A 25367-nucleotide genomic window follows, 5' to 3' on the forward strand; every position below is an offset into this window, starting at 1 on the left:
GCTGGCTGCCGCGTCGGCGAAGGCCTGCCTCATACTCCGACCAATTGGTCACTTTGAACTTCATCTTACCGATGCGATGGCGGCGGCCGGCATTGTGTTTGAAGGGCATGACGCTGACAGACCCAATAGTTCAACCACCGCTCGGCTAAACCATGACCGCTGAACGATCCGTGCACCAACGCTGCTGGTTAGGAGAAATACCGCACGCCCAGCTTCCCGCTTAGTTTTCGGACTTCATCGAAGCCGCCCAGTTCCCGCACCTGAGGCGAACCGTCAAAATCCCATTGCTGGCAGTACATGACCTTTTCAAAAGGCCGGCGTCGGACGCCATCGAAGTGGCAGAATACGGCCGGGCTGGAATAGTAGGGGTCCGGTTGCCAGTTTACCCCGTCGATGAAGTCGTAGGGAATGAAGCCTGCCAGCACGCATTGCGGACCGTTCTCGTTGGCTTTGTGGTCGGCATGGCGCCATTTGTCGCCAACCTGCATCAAATTGCCGTAGGCCAGGGAGACGATAATGCCACGCTCATATGTCCCGATCAGTAGAGTGCGGAACCATGCGGGTGCACCACGTCGATTCTTGGGAATGTCTGGAAAGACATCCATACGCCGGAGATCGCGAATAACAATCTCGGGCTCGACTTTATCTCGCACCTGTGTGTAGAACCATTTCTCGAACTCGGGTTGCCACTTGAGGCGCAGCTCAAGCTTCTGGGTGGGCGTGAGCCTGCGGTTGTTCCGCGTGAGAAACCGCCATCCGCCCTTCAGGGCATCGAGGCCCAGCCTGAACCCAGCGATTGAGAAGTATTCGAACATGCGATTTCCCTCGCCGAATTCTATTCGTTTTCCCAGTAAAGGCCTTTGGCGACACGGCGGGTGTGAAAGATTTCCACCTCAGCCTGCACGTCGGTGTTGAAGTAGTGATGAATGATTTTGTTCGAGCCGTTCAGTATCGCCATGAACGAATCCAGCGAGGCTGCGACGCTTGTTATGTCGACATCTTCGAAAATGACCATCTCCTGAAGCCCATCTTTGTCCAAGCGAAAATGCCGGTCGGTCAGCGCGCGAATGTTGTTATGCGTGTCGTTGCATAGGCTGTTGTACATGGAGCGATATTCGCGTTCCAAACCGGCTTTCCGGAAGCGATCAAATACGCTCATGACCTTTGTGTGTGTCTCTATCGCGGCCAACTCGCCTTGATGATAGGCGAGCTGGGCCTTGGCTTCGGCATTGTCCTTGAAGAAGGTGAGGAAGATGTTATCGCCCTTGACGCCTTCGGAAATGAGCTTGATCCACTCGCTGTGGTACTTGGCGTTGAGCTGGTTCAGATAGGTGCTGTCGTTGGCGAGGTTGATGAGGTCGGTGTACGCCTCCATCGAAGATCGCAGGATGTGGTTGACGCCGGTCCACCGGTTATCCCGTCGCAAGGTCACTGCGCTGTCCGCTTGTTCGATGATGGTGGCATACAGCGCGATAAGGGTGCGTTGGCGCTCGTCGTTCTTATTGAAAACAACGCGTGGCAGACGATCGATAGTTGCTACGAGGATTTCGCTCAAGAAGTCCAGCATCGAAGTAGCCTTATCCATGTCATCTCCACATCCCGAATCCCTACGGTGAGATTAGGATGTGCTGCAACCAAAGCAAAGGCGGCCACTCGGGCCGCCTCGGTCTTATCCCTGTTGTTCCACGGGATTTTCTAGGAAGACCTTCTCGTAGGTGCCCCTAGCTTTCTTTTCAGCGGCCTGTGCCGCCTCCAGTTCCTTGCGCAATCGCATGGTCTCGCGACCGGCAAGAACCCACTCGATTAGTGTCGGATGGAATTCCTCCATGGTTAGGGCAACATTCCGTGCAGGATGACAGTTTGAGGATAAGCACTCCGGTAGACGGGCAAACCCGCAGCCCGGTCATTTTCGACCCTAAAAAGGCGCGCTCCAAGTGGAAAAATTAGAAATTCATATTTGAGGCTTTTGGGTAAAAATCAACCAAGGATGGTATATTAATGACTTCTTCAAGCTTGTGATGTAGCAAGAGATAGGGCATTAGGCTCCCCGTCTTCTTCGGGCCGCGCATGAGGTAGAGCGCGACTAGCGTTTGGGAGGAGCAATATGCTCACACCGGTAAACTCGTTTTCCAGTACCGCTGCCTTATCCATCTTGGTCGCGTCCAATCCGGCGGCGACGTCAGCGTCACAATCGGCAAACCAGAAAAGTGGTGTGCTTCCCGCGACAGGCAATACCGACGACGTATTCAAGGCTGGCAATGCGATTGGCAAGATTATCGAAATTGTTGCCGGCTTGAACAAGAACAACAGTTCCCAGTTTACGATGGATGGTGCGCAACGCACCGATAGTGGTGGCGGTGTCTACACCGAGACCAAAACAGGTCAGGGTACGGTTGGGTCAGACGTTGATTCTGACGCGCATGCCTTACAAGAGGCCACGGCGGCGGCGGCGGGCACGGGTCCTCAGGCAGATGAGGCCAGAGCCTATTTGAAGGCTGCAGCGAATGGCACGATACAGAAGACAGATATGTCGGCGATGGGTGTCACATCAACGATGACGAGGAAGGTCTCTTATTATGCCGATGGCCGTGAGAGGGGATCAAGCATTAGTTGGAATACCCAGGGCCTGGACGCATTTTTGCAGAATTACACCACCAAGGGTGATGATGGACTGCTGCACGACAAGGCAACCGGGAAATACGCTGGAATTGCTCAAAACGGAACACAATTCACTTACGTGACCTGGTGATAGCTAATGCGGACGCCGCCAATTTGCTTTGGATAGCAATAAGTTCGTCGAGATTCGGCGAAGTTACTCCGCCTTCCTCTTGATGGCTCACAAAACAGCGTTGTGATCAGTGGAAACGGCATCAGCCGAAGCGCCTCTCGCCAGCCGATGTCGTTTCTTGTTGATATCGCTGTCATTCACCACCGGTAAATGACCATATCAACATGAGGAGTTACAATGAGTTGTTGTGCGTATCGGCGTCGAAACCCCTTGCTGATTCACACTCTTGGCTGAAATTCGATTTGCTCATGATGCTCTTCTTGCCTCAAAATTAGGAAAGAAGGTGTCTACGAAACTCGGGGCTGTTCAGTTTCTAATTGGTGCGATATCGATGTTCCGGCAGTGTCTCAGGCCGACCTGAGTGACCTATCGACAGGCGCCGCGAACTTTGACTTCATCCGAGAGGCAGCGCGCACGGTAAGGGCTGATAGCCTCGTGCATTTCAGGATTGGCAGCCGCCTCAAGTACGGCGACGAAGCGCTCTTTGCGGCCAAAAGTATCGCGGTGGTCTGTGCGTCGAGTTGAAACGCCATAGGTGTCCCAGAAAATGTTCGTGGAAGTAGATCGTGCACAAGCGACCTTCGTCCCTGAAGGCCTAACATCGAGAACGCTTCTTAACCACCACGACCCTGCGAATTTTCCTATCTTACCCCCAAGCAGGCTGTAACCGCCCGTTTGTTACCGCGGAGATTTTGCTTTGATGCGAGCCACAAGCTCTTTGTCGTCGACAAAGCCGTCGAGGAAGTCGCTCCATTCGTCGGGTGAGCGGCGGGCGTGTTTGAGCATCTGCTCCAGTTCGTCCATACCGTCGTCCGTCAGTGCGGTCACGGATTCGTCGTCTCCGGTGTACACGGAGATGATGCTGCCGTAGCTCAGATTATCATCGTTAGAGACAATTGCCTGAAGAAGGTCCGGGTCCTCTTCGAGAATTTCGGCAACAAATTTGATCGTACGAACGTAGGTGACTGTCGCCATCAGGCTGCCCTTGCGCCGATTGTGGTGATCGCTGACCAGTTCCACGGAAGCAATTCGTCTAACCGGTTGATCTTGTGATCGTGGATGCGATCGAGCACGCCAGCCAGATATGCCTGTGGGTCAAGGCCATTCATCTTGGCTGTCTCGATGATGGTCATGGCGCGTGCCAAGGTCTCCGCTCCCGTATCGGCTCCCGCGAAGAGCCAATTCCGTCTTCCGACGCCGATTGGGCGGAGTGCCCGCTCGGCAGCATTGTTGTCGATCGCAACGCGGCCGTCTTCGAGGAACAGGCAAAGCGAGGACCATCGGCTCAACCCGTAGCGGAACGCTGCAGCCAGATCGCTTTTTCCAGGAATGCGGGTCAATTGCGCTTCCGCCCAAAGCCGCAATGCGTCGACCTTTGCCTTGCTCTGGCTTTGACGCGCAGCAAATCGAACTTCAGGTGGCTGGCCGTTGATGCCTCGCTCGATGTCGTAAAGTGCTCCGATACGATCGAGAGCCGCTCGGGCGATCTCGGACTTGTTTGATGTCCAGATATCGTGGAAGTCTCGTCGCCAGTGGGCCCAGCAGGCCGCCTCTTTGAAGCGAGGCAGCCCATCCGCTCCAGGTGAGTATAGCTTGCCATATCCTTTGTAGCCGTCCGCCTGAAGGATGCCGCCTGATTGCTTGAGGTGGCGGTGGACGTGCTCTTCCTTCCAGTCGGCAGCAAAATAGTAGACTGCACCAGGCGGGGAGCTGCCTGCCCATGGACGCTGATCGCGGACATACGTCCAGAGCCTGCCCTTCTTCACGCCCTTGCCCAACCCCTTGTCTCGTAGCGAGCGATCCAGCACCCTGATCGGGGTGTCGTCCGCATGAAGTAGGTCACTCGCCATGACCGCCGTTTCGATCCGTTCGATGAGAGGCTGGAGCACCTGCATCGCACGACCACACCAATCGACCATTGTGCTGTCTGGAATGTCGGCGCCTATGCGATCGAAGATCTCGTTCAGGCGGTAAAGTGGCAAATGGTCGTCGAACTTCGAGACCAGAATGTACGCCAGGAGGCCAGCGCCAGCCATGCTGCCCGGTATTGGGCGGCTGGGAGCTGGCACTTGCACCATTTTCTCGCAGCAACGGCAGGACTTCTTCAGCCGAGCAACCTCGATGACTTTCATCTGTGCAGCGATCATGTCGAGGATTTCGCTGGCGTCCTCCCCGACAAGACGCAATTCACCGCCGCATTCCGGGCAGCAGGAACCAGGATCGAGCTCCCGGCGTTCGCGAACTGCCTTGTCCGAGACGCGTGGCCGGCGGCGCATGATCTTTTCAGGCCTATCCGCCAAGGCAACAACAGACGTAGCCTCATCAGGTTCATCGATCGGCGCCGTATTACCTTCAGCGGCGGCTATCAACAGATCCTCAAGCGCCAGTTCCAACTGCTCGATTTCACGCTCGATCTTTTCGGAAGACTTCCCGAAGACCTGTTTCTTCAGCTTGGCGATGCGCAGCCGCAGTGTTTGGATTAACTGGTCGTGCGCTTGCAACGTCGCCGACATCTTCGCATTATCCGCCAGCAAAGTGGCAATCATTGCCTTGAGAAAGGCTGGATCATCCGGAAGATTTGTCGGAGCGTTTGACATGATCCTGACTACCATATGTCAGGAGAATTTGCCATAAAAACGAGTGGTTTCAGTGGGATAAAATCACCCGACACGAGCCGGTGGCGCACCCCAGTCAGGTCGTCGCCAATCAATCCCTTCCCACAACATCGCCAGTTGAGCCGACGTCAGCCGCGCCGTCCCGTCCGATGCCGAAGGCCAAGGAAACCGACCCGTCTGTAGGATTTTGTAATATAGGCAGAAGCCCTGGCCATCAAAATACAAAAGCTTCAAACGATCACCACGCTTCCCGCGAAAGGCGAAGACCGCGCCGCCTGTCGGCTTCTGACGCAAGACATCCTGCGCAAGCGCAGCCAAGCCTTCTATTCCTTTGCGCATGTCCGTGATCCCGCACGCAAGATAGACCCGAACGCCGGTACCAGGCCCGATCATGCGGCCTCCACCGCCCGAATGAGCTGTGTCAGGGCGGCCGTATCGACCGCGATGTCGAAGCGAAGGGTGCGGCCGCAGCTCAATCGCAGTTCGATCATCTTGGCGCGGCTCTCCCGGCCGTCCTGAACATCAGTCTGCACGGCATTCACGTCGATGGGAATGAACAATGCATTCGAAGACACCGAGAGAAGCCCCTTCTTCTTCAGCTCGCTACGCCAGGCGTAAATCTGCTGGCGCGTGATATCGTGTCGATGGGCAACCTCTGTGATTGTCGCTCCACCATCCCCAACCGACATGATAATCGCCAGCTTCTCATCGTCGCGCCATCGACGCCGACGTTCCTGCCCAAGAATCTCAACGCGCATCGCAATCCCCGCATAAGACACGTCGCTAACGACGTCGTTAAATACGTGTCTTAGGTCATCAATGCGTTAGACGGCAGGCGGTGCCAATCGGACGGTTACAGCAGGCTGGATTATCCTGATTTTGATCCAGGGGATCGTTCGTTCTCGGAGATGGGCTATGCCTCGGGAAAGTCACAACGGACACTATCTAGTCTCGCCTTCAGCGGCTTTGCGCCCCATTGTCGGCCGTTTCGGATCTTCGCAGCCTTTCGCTGAAAGCAGACATACCGTCACCTTCGCGCAGGCTGAATACGACAGAAAGTTCGAGGGTCCTGCCGGTACCGGGCGGGACGAGAATCGTTCAACCGAGCGACGATCTCAAGTCCTGCCTTTCTCCATGCTCGATAAGGCGAGTGTCGGTGGCTGAGCCGGTTGAATTGAAATGGATATAAGCTCTAATTTTCATTGCTTGCAAATTGAAATATCGATTTGCAGCTGCTACTTATCGGGGTAATGACTTGGGGTTATTATTCGCTATTTGTGTAGGTAGATTATGAGCGAACGGTCGCGCGTCGATACGACTAGCGCAGAAGATAAGTCGATCGGATTCGACTACCAGTATTATTATTTTCTCAACGAATTGTTGAATCTGAAGACGGACCAGGTCGTAGGGCTGGAAGTTCTGGACGATGTTCACGTCGAGCGACCCGACGGCACCAATCTACTCGTCCAGCTGAAGCATACGGTCCAGACGAGCGCACAGGGCCTCCCCATCAACCTCACGACGTTGGATAGTGATCTTTGGAAATCTATTTCGAACTGGTGCAAACTGATCGTCGATCCCGCGGATGGACGCGCGTCGGTGGCTTCTCAGCTTGCTTTTCTTAAAAAGACTAGCTTCCTACTTGCGTCCAACAAGTCGGAAAACGACAAAAACGCTCTTCTGATTTCCGTTGAAGCCTTCAAGTCTGCCACCAAGACCCATGCGGAACTTGTTGCCGACATCACGTCACTTAGGGCGAAAAGCAAAGACTTGGTCATCCAGGGCTACATCGACGACGTGCTCTCACTCGACACCGTCGTGTCGGAGCGGTTTTTTCAGCACCTGTCGTTTGCCCTGGGCAAGGACGAAATCATCAATCTATGCAAAGCGTCCATCGCCGAAAAGCAGATACACCAGTCACGAGTTGACGACGTTTTCAGCGCCGTCGACTCCGAGGTGCGGCAAAACTCCTTCGCCACCGTCAAAGCAGGGGGCAAGATCACGATCAGCTTTGGCGAGTTCAATCAAAAGTACCGACGGCATTTCGATAAGGCCCGGAGCGGCTCTCTGCCTTTCAGGCCGATTCCGCCCGTTTTGCCCGACAATCTGTCCGACCAGACGTTCATCAGACAGTTGGTAGATATCGATGATATCGCGGCGAATAGTATCGAGTTTCATACCAAGTTTACCACGAAGCGTCTGTACTTTCGCGACAACATGGAGCGACTGATCCACGACGGAGAAATCACTCAATCCGATATCGACGCTTTGGAGGACGAAGCTGCGACTATGTGGGAAGGCAAATTCCTCCAAGCGTATTCAGGGGCACCGGCGATTGTTGATGAGAATGCAGCTGCGCGCGCGATCCTCGGAGACTTGCGGTCAAGAAAGCTCACGCTCGCTTCGCAGGAGCTTCCCTTGTCCATGAGCAATGGCGGCTTCTACGATCTATCCGATCGTCCGGTGATCGGTTGGCTGAGCAACTGGGAAGATCGCTACAAGTGAAGTTCAGCTCTTATTACAACAACCTTGGGATCAACGCGTTTTCCATCTCTTCTGTCTTGAAAGAAGCTAAATTTCTAACGCTTCCCAAGCTCGCGTTGATCTTGCCCATAATTGCGCATCGCGAGATGGTGAAAAAGCTTGCTGACGGCAGATTTCGCTTCGTCAGCTTTGAGCAGTATCTGATCGACAACATCGAACATTTCTACAATTTCAACGAACGGTACTTGGCATCGTTGAACCCGACCGTGAATGCTCTTCAGTTTTTGTGTGAGATCGGTGTGGTCAAACTGAAAGACGACGGGGCGGAGATCGCGTCCGCTTTGTCCTTCGAGACGTCCATGGGCAAACGCGCCGAGCGCGTCCAGCGTGCTTCAGCCAACATAGCCGCGCTGGTCTCGGGCAATGCCGAAGTTTTCTACCTCAATGCGAGGATCGAGCTGTGAAGTTTTATATTGAAAGCCTTCAACTGTGGCTGAAGACCGGGCGGAGACGGTCCGTTTCGTTCCTGCCGAACAAGATCAATGTGATCACCGGGGAAAGCCACACTGGCAAGACGGCTATATTGGACATCGTCGATTACTGCCTGTTCGCGAGTAACCATCGCATTTCGGAGAGCATTATCAACGAAAACGTCACCTGGTACGGGCTGTGCATTCATGTGAACGACAAGGTCTACACAATTGCGAGACGCGCGCCGGAAGGGACGGCGCCGTCCGCCGATTACTACTTTTCTTCGACGGGAGAGGTTCCGAATACCGCACCAAACCCGAGTATCGGCGAAAGCGCATTGAAGAAGCTTTTGAGCGCTGATTTCGGCATCGATCAGGACGTCAAAATTCCGTTCGGCGGGAGAACTCTGAAGGCCAATTCTCGGGTGTCGCTCCGCTACTTCCTGCTTTTCAATACCATCTCGCAAGACATCATCACGCATAGCGATCAGTTTTTCGACAAACAGAACCAGGCTCGCTACCAAGAAGCGTTGCCACGCATATTCGACATCGCCGTGGGTATCGACACAGTCGAAAATATCCTGAAACGGGAAAAACGCGCAGAGTTGGAGCGTAACCTTGCTCGGCAGCAAAAATTAGCGGCTAGAACAGAGGAAAAGCGCGAGCAATTCAACGCTCAACTGACGGAAACCGTCACTCAAGCTCAGCGGTACGGTCTCGTTCCCGAAAATACGGACCTCGATGCTTCAGTCACCGCATTGAGGCAAATGGTAACAGCGCGCGATAGCGGCACCGACCACCATGTTTCAGCACAATATGAAGAAATTTCGTCACAGATATACCGCGTTTCCCGGAAAATCAGGGGCCTCCGCAGGTTTGCTTCGGAATATGGGAACCATAAGACCACCCTCAAGGAAACAGCGGACAGCCTGCAGCCTGTCGAGTATCTGCTGAAAAACTTCGAGGAGACGGTTCGTACATCCGTGTTCGACGATATCGTCAAAAACCTTTCCCAAGGGCTACAGGAGATCAAGGACGCCACTGCCAGAAAGACGCCGCTGGACAGCAACATCAACGAAATCATGAAAGAATTGGAATCTCAGCGCCTGAGTCTCGAAAAGGACCTTCAAGCCCTGCCTTCCGACATGGAAAGTTTCGAAAGCGACAAAGATAAGTACATCTTCATCGGTGAGACAAAAGCCAAACTTGAGCTGTATAGCGATCCACGATCCGACGAAGCGTCAGACAACAGCGAGTTGATCGCAAGGCTGGAAGCTCAAATCGAAGACCTTGCCGTATCACCCGTCGAAGACCGGAAAGAACTTTTTACAAGGGCGTTGGACGAGGCGATCCAAGATTACATCGCACTGACGAAGGCAGCGCTCGGGAACTATGGCGATTATCGTTCCGCGTTCAGCTATTCGGACAAGAAGCTCCATCTGCGCAAGCCTAAAACTGCATCGACCGAGAACGTCGGTAGCAGTTCCAATCACATGTTCCTCCACCTTTTCCTGTTTCTGGGCCTGCATGAATTGATTATGCGCAACGATGGCGCTCACGTGGCTCCGTTCTTGATTATCGACCAATTCTCCAGGCCGTATTGGGGCGATGACGATCAAAAGGACGGAGCTGGCGAAAAGGACGTCGACGAAAGTGACGTCGCGAAGGTGAAGTTGGCACTGGAACTCTTGGACCAGTTCATCACGACGGCGAACGACATCGGAAAAGAGTTCCAGATGATCGTCTTTGAACATATAAACCCGCGGTACTGGGACGGGCTCAAGAACGTGCACCTAGTAGAAATTTTTCGAGATGGAAACGCCCTGATCCCGGTTTCCACGCCGGGCTAGGACGTATCGGTCGTGAGCGACTGCCAATCTCCGCAATTGATCCGAAATCGCTATATGAGCAACCTATTCTAATGCCCATCTCTAGGAAAACGAAGTCGTCTGGCGCCGTAACGCTCAAGAAGACGAGCCCAGACGTGAAGATGCCGACACAACTCACGCACTATACCGATCTCGCGGGCCTGCAAGGGATCATCGAGAACAACGAACTATGGCTCAGCCACGCCGCATTTTTGAACGACCCGCAAGAGCTCGAACACGGAATCGAACAAGCTAAGAAGGTCTTGAGCAATCTCCTCGACGACGATGCTGTCGAGTCGACCACAAAAGGGCGACGGAAGCTTATAAAGGACATTGCGGCCGATATGGAGGACTTCGAGCGGCCGGCTGCCTACATCGCCTGCTTCTGCCAGCGCTCCGACATCTTGAGCCAATGGCGGGGCTACGCGTCGCGGCAGGGCGTCAGCATTACATTTAAGACGACCGGTCTCAAGAGCTGCTTCAGCGAGCTCGATGCAGAATTGGTCCAGGTAGCTTACGGCATAAACGAGGCAAAAAGGCACCTGAAGAGCACGATAGCCGAGGAGTTTCCCGATATTGTCGACGACTTTGATTACCTGCTCGGGACTGAAGGGGACGGTGAAATCCGTCGAAAATTCAAGGATCTGCTTGCGAGGCTGGTGCCTAGGTTCAAGCATTACGGATTTCGGGAAGAGCAGGAATGGCGGCTGGTCGTCCGTAATCCGCCGTCTGATAGAATCAAGTTTCGGCCGCGCGGGCAGCTTATGCTGCCCTATGTCGAACTGGGATCTAAAAAGAAAAAATTGCCGATCACCGCTGTGAGGGTCGGACCGGGTGTCAACGACGGTGCTGTCGAAAAGAGTATCAAATTTTTCCTCGAGACCCACGGTTACAAGGCCCATCTGGTAAAGTCGAGCGCGACTCCATACAGAACTTGACACGGCCGAGCCCCATACTTCGACACCGATATCGACGCGGAATACCGATGCATCCTTTGTTTTCGATCACTAAAGACGACATCAAGGCTCTCAACGACGAACAAGCCCGTGAACTCGTTGCTCGTCTCAGCATGGCAGAGCTGGAAGCACAGGGTTGCTCTCGCGCGGCGGTCACCTGGGGCGGAAATCAACGCGCCGCGGACGACGGCGTGGATGTCGAGGTGGCCAGCACCAACCCGATAAAGGCCGGAGGCTACGTTCTCGCTCCTTTGACCGCATTCCAGGTCAAAGCCGAGAAGTTTCCTGCATCGAAGATTACCGGCGAGATGAAACCGGAGCCCGCAAACACGTTGCGCAGGGTCTTTGACGAAATCGCCGCCGGCGCCGGTGCATATGTGATCGTTTCCACACAAGACGATGTTTCCAAAAAGTTCATGGCTGAACGGACAAAGGCCATGGCCGACGCTCTTGTCGGCTCGCCACATGTCGGCAAGGTCACCTTGGCGTTTTACGATGCACAGAAAATGGCTGATTGGGCTTCGGCACACCCAACGGTCGCGATTTGGCTACGATCCGCTGTCGGAAAGCCGCTTCGAAGCTGGAAGTCATATGGCGCATGGGCGCATGGCGAGACGGACGAATCTGCCGAATTCCTTTTCGATAAAGGCGTCCGGATATATAGATCTGGCCGGGACGGCGATCTTTCGACCTTGGACGCCGTGAACGAATTGCGAAAGGATTTGCCCGCCAACCTGAACATCCGGATCGTCGGCCTTTCAGGGGTCGGAAAGACGCGCCTTGTGCAAGCGCTTTTCGACGACCGTATAGGCACGACCCCTTTCTTCGATGCTCCGATCGAAGAGATGGTATTTCAACCATCGGTTAAATGCCGGCAAGAGATTGAAATAGCTAAATCATTTTCTACCTCCATCGCCTCACGGCGCACCCGAGCCATCCCACCAGGCTTTGGTGCAGGGATCGTTAAGTGTAGTGCCGTAGGTGTTCATCCAGCCCGATAACTGGTCTGAGCCACGATGCCGTTCAAGCACAATTCCTCCCGCCGCCATCGTATCGGCAAGATGAAGTTCAAGGTCACGAACTGGGCAGAATACGAGGCAGGCCTTGGTCGGCGCGGCAGTCTGACGCTCTGGATGACGCCGGAGGCACTCTCGTCCTGGCAGGCGCCGAAGCGCACGACCCGCGGAGGCCAACCGCGTTACTCCGATCTGGCGATCGAGACTGTCCTGACGCTAGGGCTGGCGTACGGCCTGCGACTGCGTCAGACGGAGGGCTTCATAACCTCTGTGCTGAAGCTGATTGGACTGAATCTTGCCGTTCCCGACCATACGACCCTGAGCCGTCGAGCCAACAAGCCGAGAGCGTCGAACAGGCGCCTAGGTGATAGCATCCCAGAGAAAGGGCCTATCCACGTCCTGATTGATAGCACAGGGTTACAAGTCTACGGCGCGGGCCAATGGCAGGAGGAGAAGCACGGTGTCAAATCCCGTCGGGGTTGGCGAAAACTGCATCTGGCGCTGGATGCTGGTAGCGGCGACATCATCGCTCACGTTATGACGGACCAGAATACTGGCGACGCGTCGCAGGTCGAACCGCTACTCGACCAGGTCGACATGCCGATCGGCCAGTTCACAGCCGATGGAGCCTATGACGGTGAGCCAACCTACAGCGCCGTCGCCAGGCACAGCGCCGACGCTGCGGTGATCATTCCGCCACGCGGCAATGCGGTGGGACGTCAGCAAGACGATCCCACCAGCCAACGAAACCAACATATCGCGACGATCAACGCCGATGGCCGGATGACATGGCAGGCCGCGACCGGCTACAGCAAACGATCCCTGGTCGAGACGGCAATCGGTCGTTACAAATCGATCATCGGACGGCGACTGCGGGCACGCTCATTCGCGGCACAGCAGACGGAAGTCGCCATAGGCTGTGCCGTCCTCAATCGAATGCTGGCCTGCGCACGTCCGAAATCCGTCCGCTGCAAGACAGTCACCGCATAGCCGCATCATCAAAGACGGCAGTCCGTCCTTTCATCGATCGATGCACCAGCGCCCATCCGTGCGGGATTTTGCCGATATTTTTGCATTTCAATCATTTAGCTCGCACGCTTGATGGTGCGCAGGTTCGACTCCTTTCAAGAGCGCGGATGGTCGCCCGCGTAGTGTATCCTCCCCATCGGAATCCACTTAGTAGCGATGTCCTACTCCATGCCTGTTTGTCGCGGATTGCTCGAAGGTTCCTAAGAATGTTGCCGCGGTGTCAGTCACCGTCGTATCCTCGCCAAGTCCGACCTGTCTCGGTCAGGCAAGTGCCGATCGTCTACATGTGAGGAAGATTTGACGCCGATAAATGGCCAGGATTTTGCAGCGAAGCTGAAGGAATTCAGGTGCTCACTCCCGTCCTCGGGCTCCTGTGGGTTCGCAACTCCGTAGCATCGATCCAGCACGTGCCAATCGCAAGCGGGGAGCTGCGAACAATAAGCATGGTTTCCTCGGAGGGATCCCCCGAGGAAAGCGATCGCTGCCTGCTCTATCAATAGAGGACGTACGTATATTTGTTGCCGTCTGATGCAAAGTTCGCGTATTTTCCAGTCGTTTTGTCGCGGCGTTGGCCACCGTCGTCGAGATACGTATGGCTATCCATGAAATCTTTGAGACCCCGAACGTCCCAAGTCCCCGACATGCCGTTTTCATTTCCTTCTGCGTCGAAGTGCTTGGTGACAGTTGCAGTCACGGTAACGCCCATTGGTGTCATATCGATTTCTTCCAAGGTGCCGCTTTCGACCGCCTTCAAGAAGGCCTTTGCACGATCGGCTTCCGGACCGGTGCCTTCTGCCTGCTTTTTAACGAGGTTCATGCTCGCTTCGGCGCCTTGCGCCCTTGCCGCGATCGCATATTTGTCATTGATGTCTGATGGATGTTGGCCAACCGAGGTTTCCGAGTAACTGCCGTCGCGATTATAAACCCGCTGGCCAGCACTCGGGGCAGGCGACACATCATCGCCTTTCATGCCGGCGACGATCTCCATGATCTTTCCAATCGCGGTCCCGGCCTTGAATACATCATCCGTGTTGCCGGTAACGGCCTGCGCCGTACTTCCCATCCCGCCCTTCGATGAAATCAAGGATGTGTCGGAGCGGTTGGTGCTCAAGAGCGACAATGCGGTCGTGTTGGAAAACGAGTTGACCGGAGTGAGCATGAAAATTCTCCTAGATGCTAGCCGCGCGCTTCCCCCATGCGCGGCCCCAAGAAGGCCAACGAGCTTCATGCTCATAACTTACGGATATAACGCAAGCTTGAAAATTCCGTTAATACTCCATCTTTGGTTGCGTAATTCGAGATTTTAATAAATTAGGGTCTATGCACAATATGCACGCAACGAGTTATTGAACTTGTGTCATGTATGTCTATGCTAGAAAAAATCACTGGCGCGCTCCCCATACCGCTAGACTTTTCTCAGAAATAAACTCTATAAGTGTATCGCGAAAATAATTCGCGTTTTTAATGGGGGCGTACGTGAAGAGATTAGTGAAAGCTGCAATTATTGCGTCGGGGCTGTTTTTATCCAGTGCCGTTTTGGCGAGCGCAGGGTCAGTCATACTTGATGTGACCAACATTTCTCCGCAACAGATCGGCGTCTATGGTGGCCCATCATGCAGCGGCTGCACGATGCAGACGACATGGTCCATTCCATCCTACAGTTCGAATGTAACGATGGCGACGGCATCGTCTGGCGCAACCACGATGGACTACAGCATCGCCTACTATGCGAATTTCAAGGTTGACGTCTTTGTCGTCCAGAAAGTTTGCCGCGCGACGATCAAACTTGAGCTGGACGGCAATGGCAACATATCTCGCGTGGCTCAATACAGCTGGGCCGTTGCAAACAGCAATCCCACGTGCACTACAGTTACACCTCCCTACGTTGACGTTAATGGAAATGTCAGATGGGACGTCCGCTACACCGCGATGTAGCACTTGATTCTCTAGGGAGTATCACGCTCTTGAGGCGTTCGAGTGTAGTCGTGCCATAACCGCATGCCGCCGTCTTGATGTGACTCAAGAGGCGGCGTGCACTTTTGTGATGCAGTTAGAGCGAACCAAGGGCCTCCGAGGATAAAGGTCCGCGCTTTGATGCCGACCTGCCGAGGAAAGATGCTAACCGTTAAGGATGTGTCAAAAGAGTTTCGCCTCGGCTCGGCGGTTGCGCCCGTTCTGAAGGATGTATCACTTGTGTTGGCGGAAGGCGAGTTTTGTGCGTTAACTGGTCCCTCGGGCTCCGGCAAGACGACGCTCATGAATCTTATCGGACTTATGGATCGACCGACAAAAGGAGATATTGCGGTAGATGGTCGATCAACGCGTTTGGTCACGTCGGACCGCCTGGCAGCGTTGCGCAATCAGGTTGTCGGTTTCGTGTTTCAGTCATTTCATTTGCTTCCACATCTGAGCGCTCTTGATAATGTCGGCCTGCCTTTGCTGTATCGAGGGGTAGCGGTCAGGGAGCGTCGGCAACGAGCTGCGGCAGCGTTGGATCGCGTCGGCTTATCCGAACGGGTTGGCCATCGCCCATGCGAGCTATCGGGTGGTCAGCGCCAGAGGGTCGCGATCGCGCGAGCGCTGATAACCAAGCCTCGACTCCTGCTGGCGGATGAGCCAACCGGAAACCTTGACAGCCAATCCGCCGATGAGATTATCTCACTGTTCCTGGAGTTAAACAGGAGTTTTGGGTTGACGAGCCTCATCGTTACCCACGATGCATCCGTGGCTGCGCGATGCACCAGGCGCATTGCCATGCGCGATGGTCGGGTGTTGGACGACGATCTTCGTGTGTATAGAGAATTTGTCTGATGTACGGTGGAAGGAATGGTGCCTCCCTCCAGATCATACTCGAGGTCGTCTCGGATTTGCGGTCGCTGAAGTCACGAGCCATCCTGGCTCTCGTCGGCATCACGATTGGGACGGCGGCAGTCATTGCGATGCTTCATGTCGGGCACAACGCAAAATCCGAGGCCCTTCGTCAATTCGAGGCATTGGGTGCCGACCTCATTTCAGTGTCCGTGTCGGTCGGTCGTTCCGGTCAGGCACTGTCCGTCGACACGGTGAACGCCTTACCTGAGGCCGGATTGGGCGTCGGAGTGACCAGTGCGATCGTCCAAAATAGCGCGCAGGTCCGGGTGGGACAAATGTCCAGATCAGTAAGAGTTTTTTCTGCGACTGATAGCATCTATGGGCTGACGAAAGCTCAGATTCAGAAAGGGCGATTGACCTCCGATTTGGACGGGTTCTCCCCTTATGCCGTTGTTGGTGCTGGAGTCGCCGCCTCGGTTGAGGCCGCGGCTGGAAAAGGCCTTGAGATCGGTGAGACAATTACCGTTTCGGATCAGGTGTTAACGGTTGTCGGCATACTGGCTCCGGCTGAACCAAACGCTGTCCTTGGCATTGGTCTTGACGATGCTCTCATAACACCTTTTCTTGCCGCACGGCGGCTTACGGGTTCTCCTACGATTTCAACAATCGCCGCTCGTCTGGCAACTAACGCGGACGATGCACGAACGGCGCTTGCCTTAAAGACCTACCTGGAACGACAAACTGGCGAGGGGACGGTCAATATACAGACGGCACGTCAGATCATTCGTAGCATCGAGACTCAGATGCGAATCTACGCGATTCTGTTGCTGGCCATAGGCACTATTTCCCTGGTCGTTGGGGGCGTAGGGGTCATGAATGTGATGCTGATGAGCGTCTTGGAGCGTAGACAGGAAATTGGCTTACGTCAGGCGCTTGGGGCGCGACGCGGCGACATCAAATTGATGTTCTTGACGGAAGCTTTTGCGCTATCCTCGGTCGGCAGCGTCATTGGGATTGCGATCGGATATGCCGCGGGCTGGGTGTTTGCCGCGGCTTCCGGGTGGCAATTTCAACCAGCACCGGCGGCCGTCCCTCTGGGACTTGGCATGGCAATTGCGGTTGGTCTGTTTTTCGGTATGTATCCGGCAGCGAAGGCGGCGCGACTAGAGCCTGTCGTTGCGCTTAGGAGCGAATAGGGACGTGAGAAGGACTCGGATCGATGGAGAGGCCCCATTTGGACACGTTCTGTTTGGAGCGCTTGCACTGGCGACTAGCCTCCATGCATCGGATGTGAGATGCACTGAGAAGATTCCTGTTCCCATTCCACGACCCGAGCGACCGAACACGCTGCCGACCTCCAGCGAGTCAAAGTCGACCGGCAACGGGTCGACGATCGTCTTTTCGGGCAAGCGTCTGACACTTGAGGACGCGGTCTTTCTAGGACTAAGGGGTAATAGAACTATTAGGAGTGCCTACATCGACCGCGTGTCTCAGAAGTTTGGCCTCAGGGTCGCTGAAGACCGCTTCAATCCACATTTCGGCATTACCGGAAATATCAGCCGACAAAGGATTGCCGATCGTGCTTCGACAACGCTCGACGTGTCACCTGGCTTTTCGCTTATAACCAAAACCGGGGCGACGATCGATTTTGCGTGGAACTCTTCAGCCAATTGGCAGGAGCCAGGCAACGCCTTTAGCTCGGCATTTCAAATTGGCATTGAACAGCCCCTATTGCGGGGGGCCGGGCTGGACGTGAATTTGGCGCCGGTGCAAACGGCGCGTCTAGGTGAACTTGTCAACAAGCTTCGCCTAAAGGCGACGATCTCTCAAACGATTGCCGGCACTATCGTTGCCTATAGGTCGGTGTTGAGTGCCCAGCAACAGCTACAATTGGCCCAAGCCTCTCTGGAGCGTTCGCAGGATTTGCTCTCCATCAACAACGCCCTGATTGCGGCAGGTCGGCTCGCGCCGATGGAGGCGGTGCAAACCCAGGCCGATATTGAGGCGCAGAGATTGGCCGTTCTGCAGTCAAGGCAAACCTTAGAAACGTCTCGCCTCGTCCTGCTGGACCTTCTAGCTCTTGACCTCGACACGAAGATCGTCGCTGTCGAAAATGTTGATCCGAGACGGGTCAATACCGACATAGCCAAGCTGATGCAGGTCGCACTTTCAGAGCGCCAGGATTATCTCGGTCAAGCTTACGTTATCGAGCAGAATCGGCTTGGAGTTACTGTCGCCAGCAACGAGCAGCTTTGGGACGTGTCATTGTACGCCAAGGCTCGCGCCGGAACCCAGTTTAGTGAGGGTCTCGGATCAGATCGCATCGCCGATGTGACGGCGGGGCTGAAATTCACGATCCCGATCAACGATCTCGGTAGGGAAAAGAGACTTGTTGATGCCAGTACCAGCTACCAAAACGCCACTTTACAGCTTCAGGCAATTCGTTCGGGAATCGAGATGCAAGTGCGCGGCACAGCATCGCAGGTCGATCTTCTGTGGCAGCAGCTCGACGTGGCAGAGAAGTCTCGGGACCTGGCTCTTCAGGCGGTGACGATCGAGAAGGCAAAGCTCAATGCAGGCCGATCTACAACGTTTCAGGTGCAATCTCTAGAAACTAATCTTAGGAGCAGCGAAAGCCAGTTGCTCAACGCCAGGATTGGCTATCTGAATGCCCTCACTCAGCTCGACCTGCAGTTAGGGACGACACTTGCCACTTGGCGCATTGATCTCAGGGATTGACGAATGGATGAAGCAAGGCCCAATCCGGATAGCAAGAGAGGCGCCGACGTGCGGTGGAGAACTCCTGCGGCTGAGGATGGCACGTCGGCGCGGCGCGCGCGAGGGATTGCCGTGGCAGTATCGATTCTGGCAATTGCCGCGATTGGGTCTGCGCTTTGGTACTGGCAGTGGAGTGGAGCGATTACGATCCTTCCCGATGTCGCCCAGCTCACGGCGGAAAAATTTATGACGATTGAACCGCAGCCCGTGTCGCTCGACCTAAACGTAGTTGGTCGGATCGGCCCCGTGCGCTCTGTTGCGGTCGTCGCACCATTCGATGGAGTTATCAGCGAAAGGAAGATGCAGGTGGGCGACGCTGTTGCGATCGGGGATGTCCTGCTTGTATTGGATGCAGGAGATATTACCAGCCAGTATCGAGCCGCTCAATCTGCCTTTCTCAAGGCTCAAATGGCCGTTCGGGCTATGGAAGCATGGGAGAGCAGTCCGGAGGTTTTGCGCGCAAAGCGCTCTCTTGAGGCTTCCGAACAGAGCCTTGCCTCAACGAATCGCCAGATTCACGATATGAAGGGGCTATTTGATCAAGGTATCGTCTCGCGCAACGAGTACGAAGGGCTCCTGCAGCAGCGCGACAGCCAGCAGTCTCAGGTCGAGGGTAATCGACTGGACATGCGGGCGACTCTCGAGCGCGGAAATGCGGACAACCGTCAATTGCTGGAACTCGATCTGCAGAATGCGACGGCCAAGCTTGGCGAATTAAAGCAGCAGCTATCGGGCGCAAAGATTGCAGCAGGTGCTTCAGGTATCCTGGCAAGCCCTCCGCCAGAGAAGAACGCTGAGAGAATTTCGATCGAACCTGGCGCGCGGGTCGCGCGCGGAGCCCCACTCTTTGCAATCGCCGATACGACGAGCTTTGTGGCAACCGGAATGGTTGACGAAGTCGATGTCAATCGCATCAAACTCGGGCAACCTGTCATTATATCAAGCGACGCTATTTCCGGACAAAACATTCCCGGCAAGATCGTCAGCGTTAGCGCCGAAGCGGTACAACTCCAGAGTTACGGGCAACCGCCGTCGTTTCAGGTCCGCGTTTCCTTCGTGCCCGAGAATAAGAAGCAGAGACAGGCAATTCGGCTGGGTATGTCAGCGCGCATTTCGATACGAACTTACCATAATCTTAGTGCTGTCGTGGTGCCGCCCACTGCGATCAAGAATGAGGATGGGCGTTTACGGGTCACAGTCGTTCGCGGGGTCGCTAGAGAAGCTGTCGCTGTGACGCTTGGTGAGAGACTTCCGATGGGCGTTGAGGTTCTTTCAGGGTTAGCAGTGGGAGATACAATCATCTATGGCGAATAACGAGCAACTACCGTGCTGATGAGATCAGCCTTCGAGTGATTTCCATTGTTCGCCTAAACTATTCGCCGGCTGCGATCATTTTCGCAAACGGCAGCCCAATCGGTGGAAACAAAGACGCGCAACGGCCAGCAGAGCCGGACGGCGGATCACTTTACACGCCTCGGCTTCATCATTCTTGATGAAGTCGGCTATCTGCCGTTCGCACAGGCCGGTGGTCAGCTCTTGTTTCACCTGATCAGCAGGCTCTATGAGCGCGCTTCGATCATCGTCACCACAAGCCTCACCTTCGGTAAAGGCCCGTTGGTATTCGACGATGCCAAGATGACGATGGTTCTCCTTGATCGATTGACCCACCGCTGCGAAATCGTGGGAACCGGCAACAATGCCTGGCACTTCAAATACCGCTCTCAAAGCCAGAGGCGAAGATTCCCATCATCCGCGCTTGGCCTACCCTCTGCAACCCCGGCCAGCGCCGGGCAGGCCACGCGCTGATCGTCTACAGGGGAGTGAAGGTTGGATGCCGATAAGGGGGCAGCATTCCGCGTCGATTGACAGTTTGAGGATAAGCACTCCGGTAGACTGGCAAACCCGCAGCCCGGTCAATTTCGACCCTAAAAAGGCGCGCTCCAAGTGGAAAAAATTAGAAATTCATATTTGAGGCTTTTGGGTAAAAATCAACCAAAGATGGTATATTAAGGACTTCTTCAAGCTTGTGATGTAGCAAGAGATAGGGCATTAGGCTCCCCGTCTTCTTCGGGCCGCGCATGAGGTAGAGCGCGACTAGCGTTTGGGAGGAGCAATATGCTCATACCGGTAAACTCGTTTTCCAGTACCGCTGCCTTATCCATCCTGGGCGCGTCCAACCCGGCGGCGACGTCAGCGCCACAAACGGCAAACCCGAAAAGTGGTGTACTTGCCGCGACAGGCAATACCGACGACGTATTCAAGGCTGGCAATGCGATTGGCAAGATCATCGAAATTGTAGCCGGTATGAACAAAAACAACTCTCCGTTCACGATGGACGGAGCGCAGCGCGCCGACAATGCTGGCGGTGGTTATACGGAGACAAAGACAGGTCAAGGTACGTTTGGGTCCGACGCTGATTCTGAGGCACAAGCTCTACGAGATGCCGAGGCTGCCGCTGCGGGCACCGGCCCTCAAGCTGATGACGCCAGAGCCTACCTGAAGGCTGCAGCGAATGGCACGATACAGAAGACGGATATGTCGACGATGGGTGTCACATCGACGATGACGTTAAAGAAATCCTATTATGCAGACGGAAGTGAAAGGGGATCGACTTACAGTTGGAACACCCAGGGTATGAGCGACTTTATAAAGAAATTTACTGTCACTGGCGATGACGGATTGATGCATGATAAGGCTACCGGGAAATACGCCGGAATTTCTCAAAGCGGTACGAAATTTACCTATCTGGTCTATTGATCACGTATGGCAGCGCCAACTTGCGTTGGTAGCAATATGTGCGGCGAACTGGGCGGGTGGCAGAGATTGTGGGCTTGGTTGGCCACAGAATGGGCGATCGTCCGGGAGAAAACGTGATGCACCGGCTCGGCATGCCGATTAGCGACGACACGATCTTGCGGCAATTGAAGCGCGGTTATCCAGCGTCCGCACAAAAAGACACCATCCGGGTTGTGGGCATTGATGACTGGAGCTGGCGGTATTCCTCGCGGTACGGGACAATTATGGTCGATCTGGAGCGTCATTCGGTCGTCGATGTTCTGGAGGACCGCAGCGTCGAGAGCGCAAAATCTTGGTTGCAAGAACGTCCGTCGATCGAGGTCGTAAGCCGAGATCGCTGTGGCTCTAGCGATGTGAAGCTCACATCGATACAAAAGCATTCCGAACATAACAAAACAATGTTGGGGCGCTATGCAGGTTGGTTTCAAAACGGGTGCTTGCGTTGATCCTCATCGATTAAATTGGGACGGAACTGCCGCACGTCCTCTTGCTTGGGTGGCCTGGTATCCTACCGACGAGAATTGGGTCGCCAAGGTGACCTCAGAGAAGTCATGGTTCCGGAAAGAACCTGTTGCCTTCAATGCGCCGGTAGCTCGCTCACAACGCCCCTTTCCGCTGGTTGTTCTTTCACACGGATCAGGAGCTACAGCGGACGCCTTGGCGTGGCTGGGATTTCGACTGGCTCAGCGCGGCTTTGTCGCGTTAGCAGTTAACCATCACGGTCACACAGGCTCTGAACCATATCGTGCAGAAGGTTTCCTTTGCATGTGGGAGCGGGCGAGTGACCTATCAGCAATCCTCGATGACCCTGGTTGGCAACGTTCATTGGAGATCGAGACAATCGATCAAGTGTTTGCCGCGGGCTTCTCGGCAGGCGCGTACACGGCTCTCTTGCTGGCCGGAGCCCGAGTTGCATTTTCACAGTTCGAGCCGGGCAACCCAGAAAAAAGCCCGATCCGGGGACCACGAGAATTTCCAAACCTCGTCGACGAACTGCCGAAACTCTATGAGAATCCGGTTTTCCGGATTTCTTGGGGTCGGCGGCGAAGCGACTTTTCTGATCTCAGAATCCGTGCCGTCCTGGCCATCGCTCCAGGCCGCTCAGTCTTGGGCTTTTCGCAGGATAGTCTTCGATCGATCAGCCGACCAGTCTACCTGATAGGCGGCGACCGAGATACAGTTGCACCGCCCGAACAATGCTGCACCTGGTTATCAGACAATATCCCCCGTTGCAGTTCTGAAATTCTGGGCGGTGGTGTCGGCCACTACACGTTCCTGCCGGAAGGATCAGCAATCGGACAGAAAGCCGCGCCGGAACTGTTCCTTGATAAAGAGGGACTGGATAGAACTTCCGTCCATGATGAGGTCGCCGGGAAGGCCGCAGAGTTTTTTGCCAATGCGTAGCCCTATTCAACAGCGGTCATCGGCGCTGTGATTTCAGCCCACGCGCTAACGACACCCGACTACCCAGCGTCAGCCGCAGTCACTGGTCTTTATCAAAGCCGTAGGCTCGCTGCACCAAGGCTACACGAATCTCATATCGGGAATACCAATCTTGGCGACCTCGTCGTTGCGCTTCAACATGATCGACGACGGCCTTCCATGCGTGAATGCTCTCTTCGTCCTTCCAGAACGATAGCAGTATTCCGAAACCATCCGCACCGCGAACGCTTTCAAAACCAAGGTAGCCTGGTTGTTGGCTTGCAAGTTCGCTCATGGCGTAGCCAATCGTGCCGTAACCGTCCTCCGCATCTGTTCGCTGCGAGGTGAAGCTGACCATGTAGTATGGTGGTTCAGGTAAAACAGAAACTCGCATATGGACTCCTGCTTGCGGTTGATAACCTTGACCTCAAGAATGCAGTCTGTCTCAATCTCTGATGGTTCGCTAGTACGCAAATGGCAGGAAGCAGCTTTCCCGCCACGATGGCAATTCTCGAAACACCCAAAGTATTGAGGTCAAGGTGCGACGGCAACATAGCTTGCCAATTTGCCATCTTTTCTGCCCCACTTGCCGGATTTCGCTCGATGGAAAGTGGGTAGCTTGGTCTGCCGTTGAGGCTTAAACCTTTTGCGGCGATGTCGAAAATGCAGCCGGGAATCACTAGCCACGAGCTATCGCTGAGCATCTTCAATTGCTTCTCGATGTTAAGATCATCGAGAAGGCAAGCGCCCGGGTTGCCGCGCCCTAACAAAACAGTATGAGTTGAAGATGTACGAACCCAGTTTTCTCGATCCTTTAGGATCACGTCTGCCAGCGCTAGAACAGAACCTGCTGAAGTTGCGGTCGGCTCAGATGGTGCTTGTGCTTTTCTATGCCGAACAACTCAAGGCGAAGGTGCTGTCGCAAATTCAGGGGACGGATAGATTTCTGGCCCGCACAGGACGGGCAGAACGTGTGCCGAAGGGTACCAAAAATCCGGTCGGAAAATGCCTCGATGCGCTCGAAGCTGACGGCGCACTATCGGCTGAGGAGAAGGCGGAGATCCGGCGGCTTATCGACTACCGCAACAGTGTCGGCCACGATATCCATGAGCTTGTCGCCGATGTCACGACGGAACGTTTCGTCCGTCAGTCTTTGGCATTCATGCCTGATAGTTTCGCCCGCTATGATTATGAGGCGGTCGAACGGCTACAGCATTTTCTGAAATTGCTAGGCGAGCGGCAGAGAACGCACCATTATATTGGCACTCTCAGTCTCGACAGGCTTCAGTTCCGTAGCGCCGAGCATGTCTTCTTGAGGGAGATTAAACTGCTCCGCCGGAAAATTGCGAAGCAATGGAAAGCGCGGCAGCAACAAATCGATATCCTGAACGAGGAGATCCGGTCTGTTGTCATCGAAAGTGGTTCATCCTCAATTTCTGTGGTTAACAGGGTGTTAGCGCCTCGATCGCTATCTGCAGGGATGCGAGCGCAATTGAAATGGTCACCCGGCCCAGGGGTCAAAATACTGGGTATCACCGTTCAAGATGAAGAAAACTGGGTTGTTTCGGCTGCTGCGAAACCGGTCGGCATCTGCCCAGATTGCGGAACGCAAAGCCGGCACAGGCACGGCTGGCACAACCGCCGCCTCCAGGACTTGCCTGTTCAAGGTCAAGTGGTGCGAATCAAACTCGCACTGAACCGATGGCAGTGTCGACACAGGAAATGCGGGCGACGAACCTTCACCGACAGACTGCCCGAGATTGCTGCACCTTATATGCGACGAACCGGGCGGATGGCGGAGATTGTTGGCTTGATTGGCCACAGGATGGGCGGTCGTCCAGGAGAGAACTTGATGCATCGGCTCGGCATGCCGGTCAGCGACGACACGATCTTGCGGCAATTGAAGCGCGGTACTCCGGCGTCCACACAAAAAGACACYATCCGGGTTGTGGGCATTGATGATTGGAGTTGGCGGCATTCCTCGCGCTATGGGACGATCATGGTCGATCTTGAGCGTCATTCGGTCGTCGATGTTTTGCAGGATCGCAGCGTCGAGAGCACAAAAGCGTGGTTGCAAGAGCGTCCGACGATCGAGATCGTGAGCCGAGATCGCTGTGGTTTGTATGCTCAGGCAGCCCGGGAGGGCGCACCGCAGGCCCGCCAGGTAGCTGATCGTTTTCATCTGGTTCAAAATCTCAGGGAGGCAATCAAGGAGCAGATCAGCGTTTATGGTCACGCCCATATTAGGCCGATACTCTCCGAAGATGCTATCGCCAGCGCCAGGTCACAACAGCGCCGTGCCCGCTTGGCGCACAGGCAATCTCGTCAGGAAAT

At 54.8% G+C, this 25367-nt stretch carries 24 protein-coding genes and 3 pseudogenes; 17 read left to right on the forward strand and 10 right to left on the reverse strand.

Annotated elements, in window-relative coordinates:
• From QD461_RS33820 to QD461_RS33835, 4 genes and pseudogenes are all read right to left on the reverse strand, one after another.
• Positions 1–109: pseudogene (locus QD461_RS33820) on the reverse strand (IS5/IS1182 family transposase); the annotation flags it as partial.
• 79 nt (positions 110–188) lie between these two features.
• On the reverse strand, positions 189–815 hold the full coding sequence (locus QD461_RS33825; protein ID WP_414091320.1) for a hypothetical protein: 627 nt from the start codon (positions 813–815) through the stop codon (positions 189–191).
• A gap of 20 nt (positions 816–835) precedes the next feature.
• Positions 836–1585: a DUF5677 domain-containing protein gene (locus tag QD461_RS33830; RefSeq protein ID WP_414091321.1), complete on the reverse strand. Its 750-nt coding sequence runs from the start codon at positions 1583–1585 to the stop codon at positions 836–838.
• 84 nt (positions 1586–1669) lie between these two features.
• Complete coding sequence (locus QD461_RS33835) at positions 1670–1828, reverse strand: hypothetical protein (protein WP_414091322.1); 159 nt, start codon at positions 1826–1828, stop codon at positions 1670–1672.
• A gap of 276 nt (positions 1829–2104) precedes the next feature.
• Between QD461_RS33835 and QD461_RS33840 the strand changes: the two genes are divergently transcribed.
• Complete coding sequence (locus QD461_RS33840; protein ID WP_414091323.1) at positions 2105–2749, forward strand: hypothetical protein; 645 nt, start codon at positions 2105–2107, stop codon at positions 2747–2749.
• A 717-nt stretch (positions 2750–3466) separates the two neighbouring features.
• On the opposite strand, the gene QD461_RS33845 is transcribed toward QD461_RS33840, so the two are convergent.
• From QD461_RS33845 to tnpA, 4 genes are all read right to left on the reverse strand, one after another.
• Complete coding sequence (locus QD461_RS33845; protein ID WP_414091340.1) at positions 3467–3763, reverse strand: hypothetical protein; 297 nt, start codon at positions 3761–3763, stop codon at positions 3467–3469.
• Positions 3763–5385, reverse strand: a complete 1623-nt coding sequence (gene tnpC / locus QD461_RS33850; protein ID WP_414091324.1) for an IS66 family transposase — start codon at positions 5383–5385, stop codon at positions 3763–3765. Before tnpC ends, QD461_RS33845 begins: the two co-directional genes overlap by 1 nt.
• 63 nt (positions 5386–5448) lie before the next feature.
• The gene (tnpB, locus tag QD461_RS33855) at positions 5449–5796 is read right to left on the reverse strand and encodes an IS66 family insertion sequence element accessory protein TnpB (RefSeq protein ID WP_414091325.1); all 348 of its coding nucleotides are present in this window, start codon (positions 5794–5796) and stop codon (positions 5449–5451) included.
• The gene (tnpA, locus tag QD461_RS33860) at positions 5793–6161 is read right to left on the reverse strand and encodes an IS66-like element accessory protein TnpA (RefSeq protein WP_414091326.1); all 369 of its coding nucleotides are present in this window, start codon (positions 6159–6161) and stop codon (positions 5793–5795) included. Before tnpA ends, tnpB begins: the two co-directional genes overlap by 4 nt.
• A 532-nt stretch (positions 6162–6693) precedes the next feature.
• Between tnpA and QD461_RS33865 the strand changes: the two genes are divergently transcribed.
• The 6 genes from QD461_RS33865 to QD461_RS33890 all read left to right on the forward strand — a co-directional run bounded on the left by QD461_RS33865 (position 6694) and on the right by QD461_RS33890 (position 13187).
• Entirely contained in the window at positions 6694–7908 is a 1215-nt protein-coding gene (locus tag QD461_RS33865) for a hypothetical protein (protein ID WP_414091327.1), read from the forward strand.
• Entirely contained in the window at positions 7905–8351 is a 447-nt protein-coding gene (locus tag QD461_RS33870) for a three component ABC system middle component (RefSeq protein WP_414091328.1), read from the forward strand. The genes QD461_RS33865 and QD461_RS33870 overlap by 4 nt, the downstream gene beginning before the upstream one ends.
• Positions 8348–10207 (forward strand): DUF3732 domain-containing protein, encoded by a 1860-nt coding sequence (locus tag QD461_RS33875; protein WP_414091329.1) that lies wholly within the window; start codon positions 8348–8350, stop codon positions 10205–10207. Before QD461_RS33870 ends, QD461_RS33875 begins: the two co-directional genes overlap by 4 nt.
• Before the next feature lie 140 nt (positions 10208–10347).
• Positions 10348–11163, forward strand: coding sequence for a DUF2971 domain-containing protein (locus QD461_RS33880; RefSeq protein WP_414091341.1), 816 nt, complete (start codon positions 10348–10350; stop codon positions 11161–11163).
• 47 nt (positions 11164–11210) lie between these two features.
• Positions 11211–12182: a hypothetical protein gene (locus tag QD461_RS33885; protein WP_414091330.1), complete on the forward strand. Its 972-nt coding sequence runs from the start codon at positions 11211–11213 to the stop codon at positions 12180–12182.
• Between the two features lie 15 nt (positions 12183–12197).
• On the forward strand, positions 12198–13187 hold the full coding sequence (locus QD461_RS33890) for an IS5 family transposase (RefSeq protein ID WP_414091331.1): 990 nt from the start codon (positions 12198–12200) through the stop codon (positions 13185–13187).
• Between the two features lie 532 nt (positions 13188–13719).
• Here the strand turns inward: QD461_RS33890 and QD461_RS33895 are convergent.
• Positions 13720–14385 carry a hypothetical protein gene (locus QD461_RS33895; protein ID WP_414091332.1) on the reverse strand — a complete coding sequence of 222 codons (666 nt, stop codon included), beginning with the start codon at positions 14383–14385 and terminating at the stop codon, positions 13720–13722.
• 317 nt (positions 14386–14702) lie between these two features.
• On the opposite strand from QD461_RS33895, the gene QD461_RS33900 reads away from it, so the two are divergent.
• The 9 genes and pseudogenes from QD461_RS33900 (at position 14703) to QD461_RS33940 (ending at position 23015) form a co-directional block, all read left to right on the forward strand.
• On the forward strand, positions 14703–15161 hold the full coding sequence (locus QD461_RS33900; protein WP_414091333.1) for a hypothetical protein: 459 nt from the start codon (positions 14703–14705) through the stop codon (positions 15159–15161).
• Between the two features lie 180 nt (positions 15162–15341).
• Positions 15342–16037 (forward strand): ABC transporter ATP-binding protein, encoded by a 696-nt coding sequence (locus tag QD461_RS33905; RefSeq protein ID WP_414091334.1) that lies wholly within the window; start codon positions 15342–15344, stop codon positions 16035–16037.
• Positions 16037–17233, forward strand: coding sequence for an ABC transporter permease (locus QD461_RS33910; protein ID WP_414091335.1), 1197 nt, complete (start codon positions 16037–16039; stop codon positions 17231–17233). The genes QD461_RS33905 and QD461_RS33910 overlap by 1 nt, the downstream gene beginning before the upstream one ends.
• A 94-nt stretch (positions 17234–17327) precedes the next feature.
• Complete coding sequence (locus QD461_RS33915) at positions 17328–18776, forward strand: TolC family protein (protein WP_414091342.1); 1449 nt, start codon at positions 17328–17330, stop codon at positions 18774–18776.
• Between the two features lie 3 nt (positions 18777–18779).
• Positions 18780–20129, forward strand: a complete 1350-nt coding sequence (locus QD461_RS33920) for an efflux RND transporter periplasmic adaptor subunit (RefSeq protein WP_414091336.1) — start codon at positions 18780–18782, stop codon at positions 20127–20129.
• 102 nt (positions 20130–20231) lie between these two features.
• A pseudogene (locus QD461_RS33925) lies at positions 20232–20621 on the forward strand (ATP-binding protein); the annotation flags it as partial.
• Between the two features lie 309 nt (positions 20622–20930).
• A complete protein-coding gene (locus tag QD461_RS33930) occupies positions 20931–21572 on the forward strand; it encodes a hypothetical protein (protein WP_414091337.1) in 642 nt (213 codons plus the stop codon).
• Between the two features lie 35 nt (positions 21573–21607).
• Positions 21608–21955, forward strand: a pseudogene (locus QD461_RS33935) (transposase); the annotation flags it as partial.
• Positions 21956–22022: 67 nt separating this feature from the next.
• Positions 22023–23015, forward strand: coding sequence for an alpha/beta hydrolase family protein (locus tag QD461_RS33940; RefSeq protein ID WP_414091338.1), 993 nt, complete (start codon positions 22023–22025; stop codon positions 23013–23015).
• Positions 23016–23094: 79 nt separating this feature from the next.
• Here QD461_RS33940 and QD461_RS33945 read toward each other — a convergent pair whose 3' ends face one another.
• Positions 23095–23427 (reverse strand): antibiotic biosynthesis monooxygenase family protein, encoded by a 333-nt coding sequence (locus QD461_RS33945; RefSeq protein ID WP_414091339.1) that lies wholly within the window; start codon positions 23425–23427, stop codon positions 23095–23097.
• Positions 23428–24513: 1086 nt separating this feature from the next.
• On the opposite strand from QD461_RS33945, the gene QD461_RS33950 reads away from it, so the two are divergent.
• Positions 24514–25367: ISL3 family transposase (locus QD461_RS33950; protein WP_414091343.1), on the forward strand; the 854-nt coding region annotated here is incomplete at its 3' end.

Source organism: Rhizobium sp. BR 314 (assembly GCF_047445805.1).
Classification (GTDB): Bacteria; Pseudomonadota; Alphaproteobacteria; order Rhizobiales; family Rhizobiaceae; genus Rhizobium; species Rhizobium lusitanum_B.

Excerpts from the sequence above, each read along its gene's own strand:
- QD461_RS33825 (WP_414091320.1), bottom strand. The coding sequence starts at position 815 with ATGTTCGAATACTTCTCAATCGCTGGGTTCAGGCTGGGCCTCGATGCC.
- QD461_RS33830 (WP_414091321.1), bottom strand. The coding sequence starts at position 1,585 with ATGGATAAGGCTACTTCGATGCTGGACTTCTTGAGCGAAATCCTCGTA.
- QD461_RS33835 (WP_414091322.1), bottom strand. The coding sequence starts at position 1,828 with ATGGAGGAATTCCATCCGACACTAATCGAGTGGGTTCTTGCCGGTCGC.
- QD461_RS33840 (WP_414091323.1), top strand. The coding sequence starts at position 2,105 with ATGCTCACACCGGTAAACTCGTTTTCCAGTACCGCTGCCTTATCCATC.
- QD461_RS33845 (WP_414091340.1), bottom strand. The coding sequence starts at position 3,763 with ATGGCGACAGTCACCTACGTTCGTACGATCAAATTTGTTGCCGAAATT.
- tnpC (WP_414091324.1), bottom strand. The coding sequence starts at position 5,385 with ATGTCAAACGCTCCGACAAATCTTCCGGATGATCCAGCCTTTCTCAAG.
- tnpB (WP_414091325.1), bottom strand. The coding sequence starts at position 5,796 with ATGATCGGGCCTGGTACCGGCGTTCGGGTCTATCTTGCGTGCGGGATC.
- tnpA (WP_414091326.1), bottom strand. The coding sequence starts at position 6,161 with ATGCGCGTTGAGATTCTTGGGCAGGAACGTCGGCGTCGATGGCGCGAC.
- QD461_RS33865 (WP_414091327.1), top strand. The coding sequence starts at position 6,694 with ATGAGCGAACGGTCGCGCGTCGATACGACTAGCGCAGAAGATAAGTCG.
- QD461_RS33880 (WP_414091341.1), top strand. The coding sequence starts at position 10,348 with ATGCCGACACAACTCACGCACTATACCGATCTCGCGGGCCTGCAAGGG.
- QD461_RS33885 (WP_414091330.1), top strand. The coding sequence starts at position 11,211 with ATGCATCCTTTGTTTTCGATCACTAAAGACGACATCAAGGCTCTCAAC.
- QD461_RS33890 (WP_414091331.1), top strand. The coding sequence starts at position 12,198 with ATGCCGTTCAAGCACAATTCCTCCCGCCGCCATCGTATCGGCAAGATG.
- QD461_RS33895 (WP_414091332.1), bottom strand. The coding sequence starts at position 14,385 with ATGCTCACTCCGGTCAACTCGTTTTCCAACACGACCGCATTGTCGCTC.
- QD461_RS33905 (WP_414091334.1), top strand. The coding sequence starts at position 15,342 with ATGCTAACCGTTAAGGATGTGTCAAAAGAGTTTCGCCTCGGCTCGGCG.
- QD461_RS33910 (WP_414091335.1), top strand. The coding sequence starts at position 16,037 with ATGTACGGTGGAAGGAATGGTGCCTCCCTCCAGATCATACTCGAGGTC.
- QD461_RS33920 (WP_414091336.1), top strand. The coding sequence starts at position 18,780 with ATGGATGAAGCAAGGCCCAATCCGGATAGCAAGAGAGGCGCCGACGTG.
- QD461_RS33930 (WP_414091337.1), top strand. The coding sequence starts at position 20,931 with ATGCTCATACCGGTAAACTCGTTTTCCAGTACCGCTGCCTTATCCATC.
- QD461_RS33940 (WP_414091338.1), top strand. The coding sequence starts at position 22,023 with ATGCAGGTTGGTTTCAAAACGGGTGCTTGCGTTGATCCTCATCGATTA.
- QD461_RS33945 (WP_414091339.1), bottom strand. The coding sequence starts at position 23,427 with ATGCGAGTTTCTGTTTTACCTGAACCACCATACTACATGGTCAGCTTC.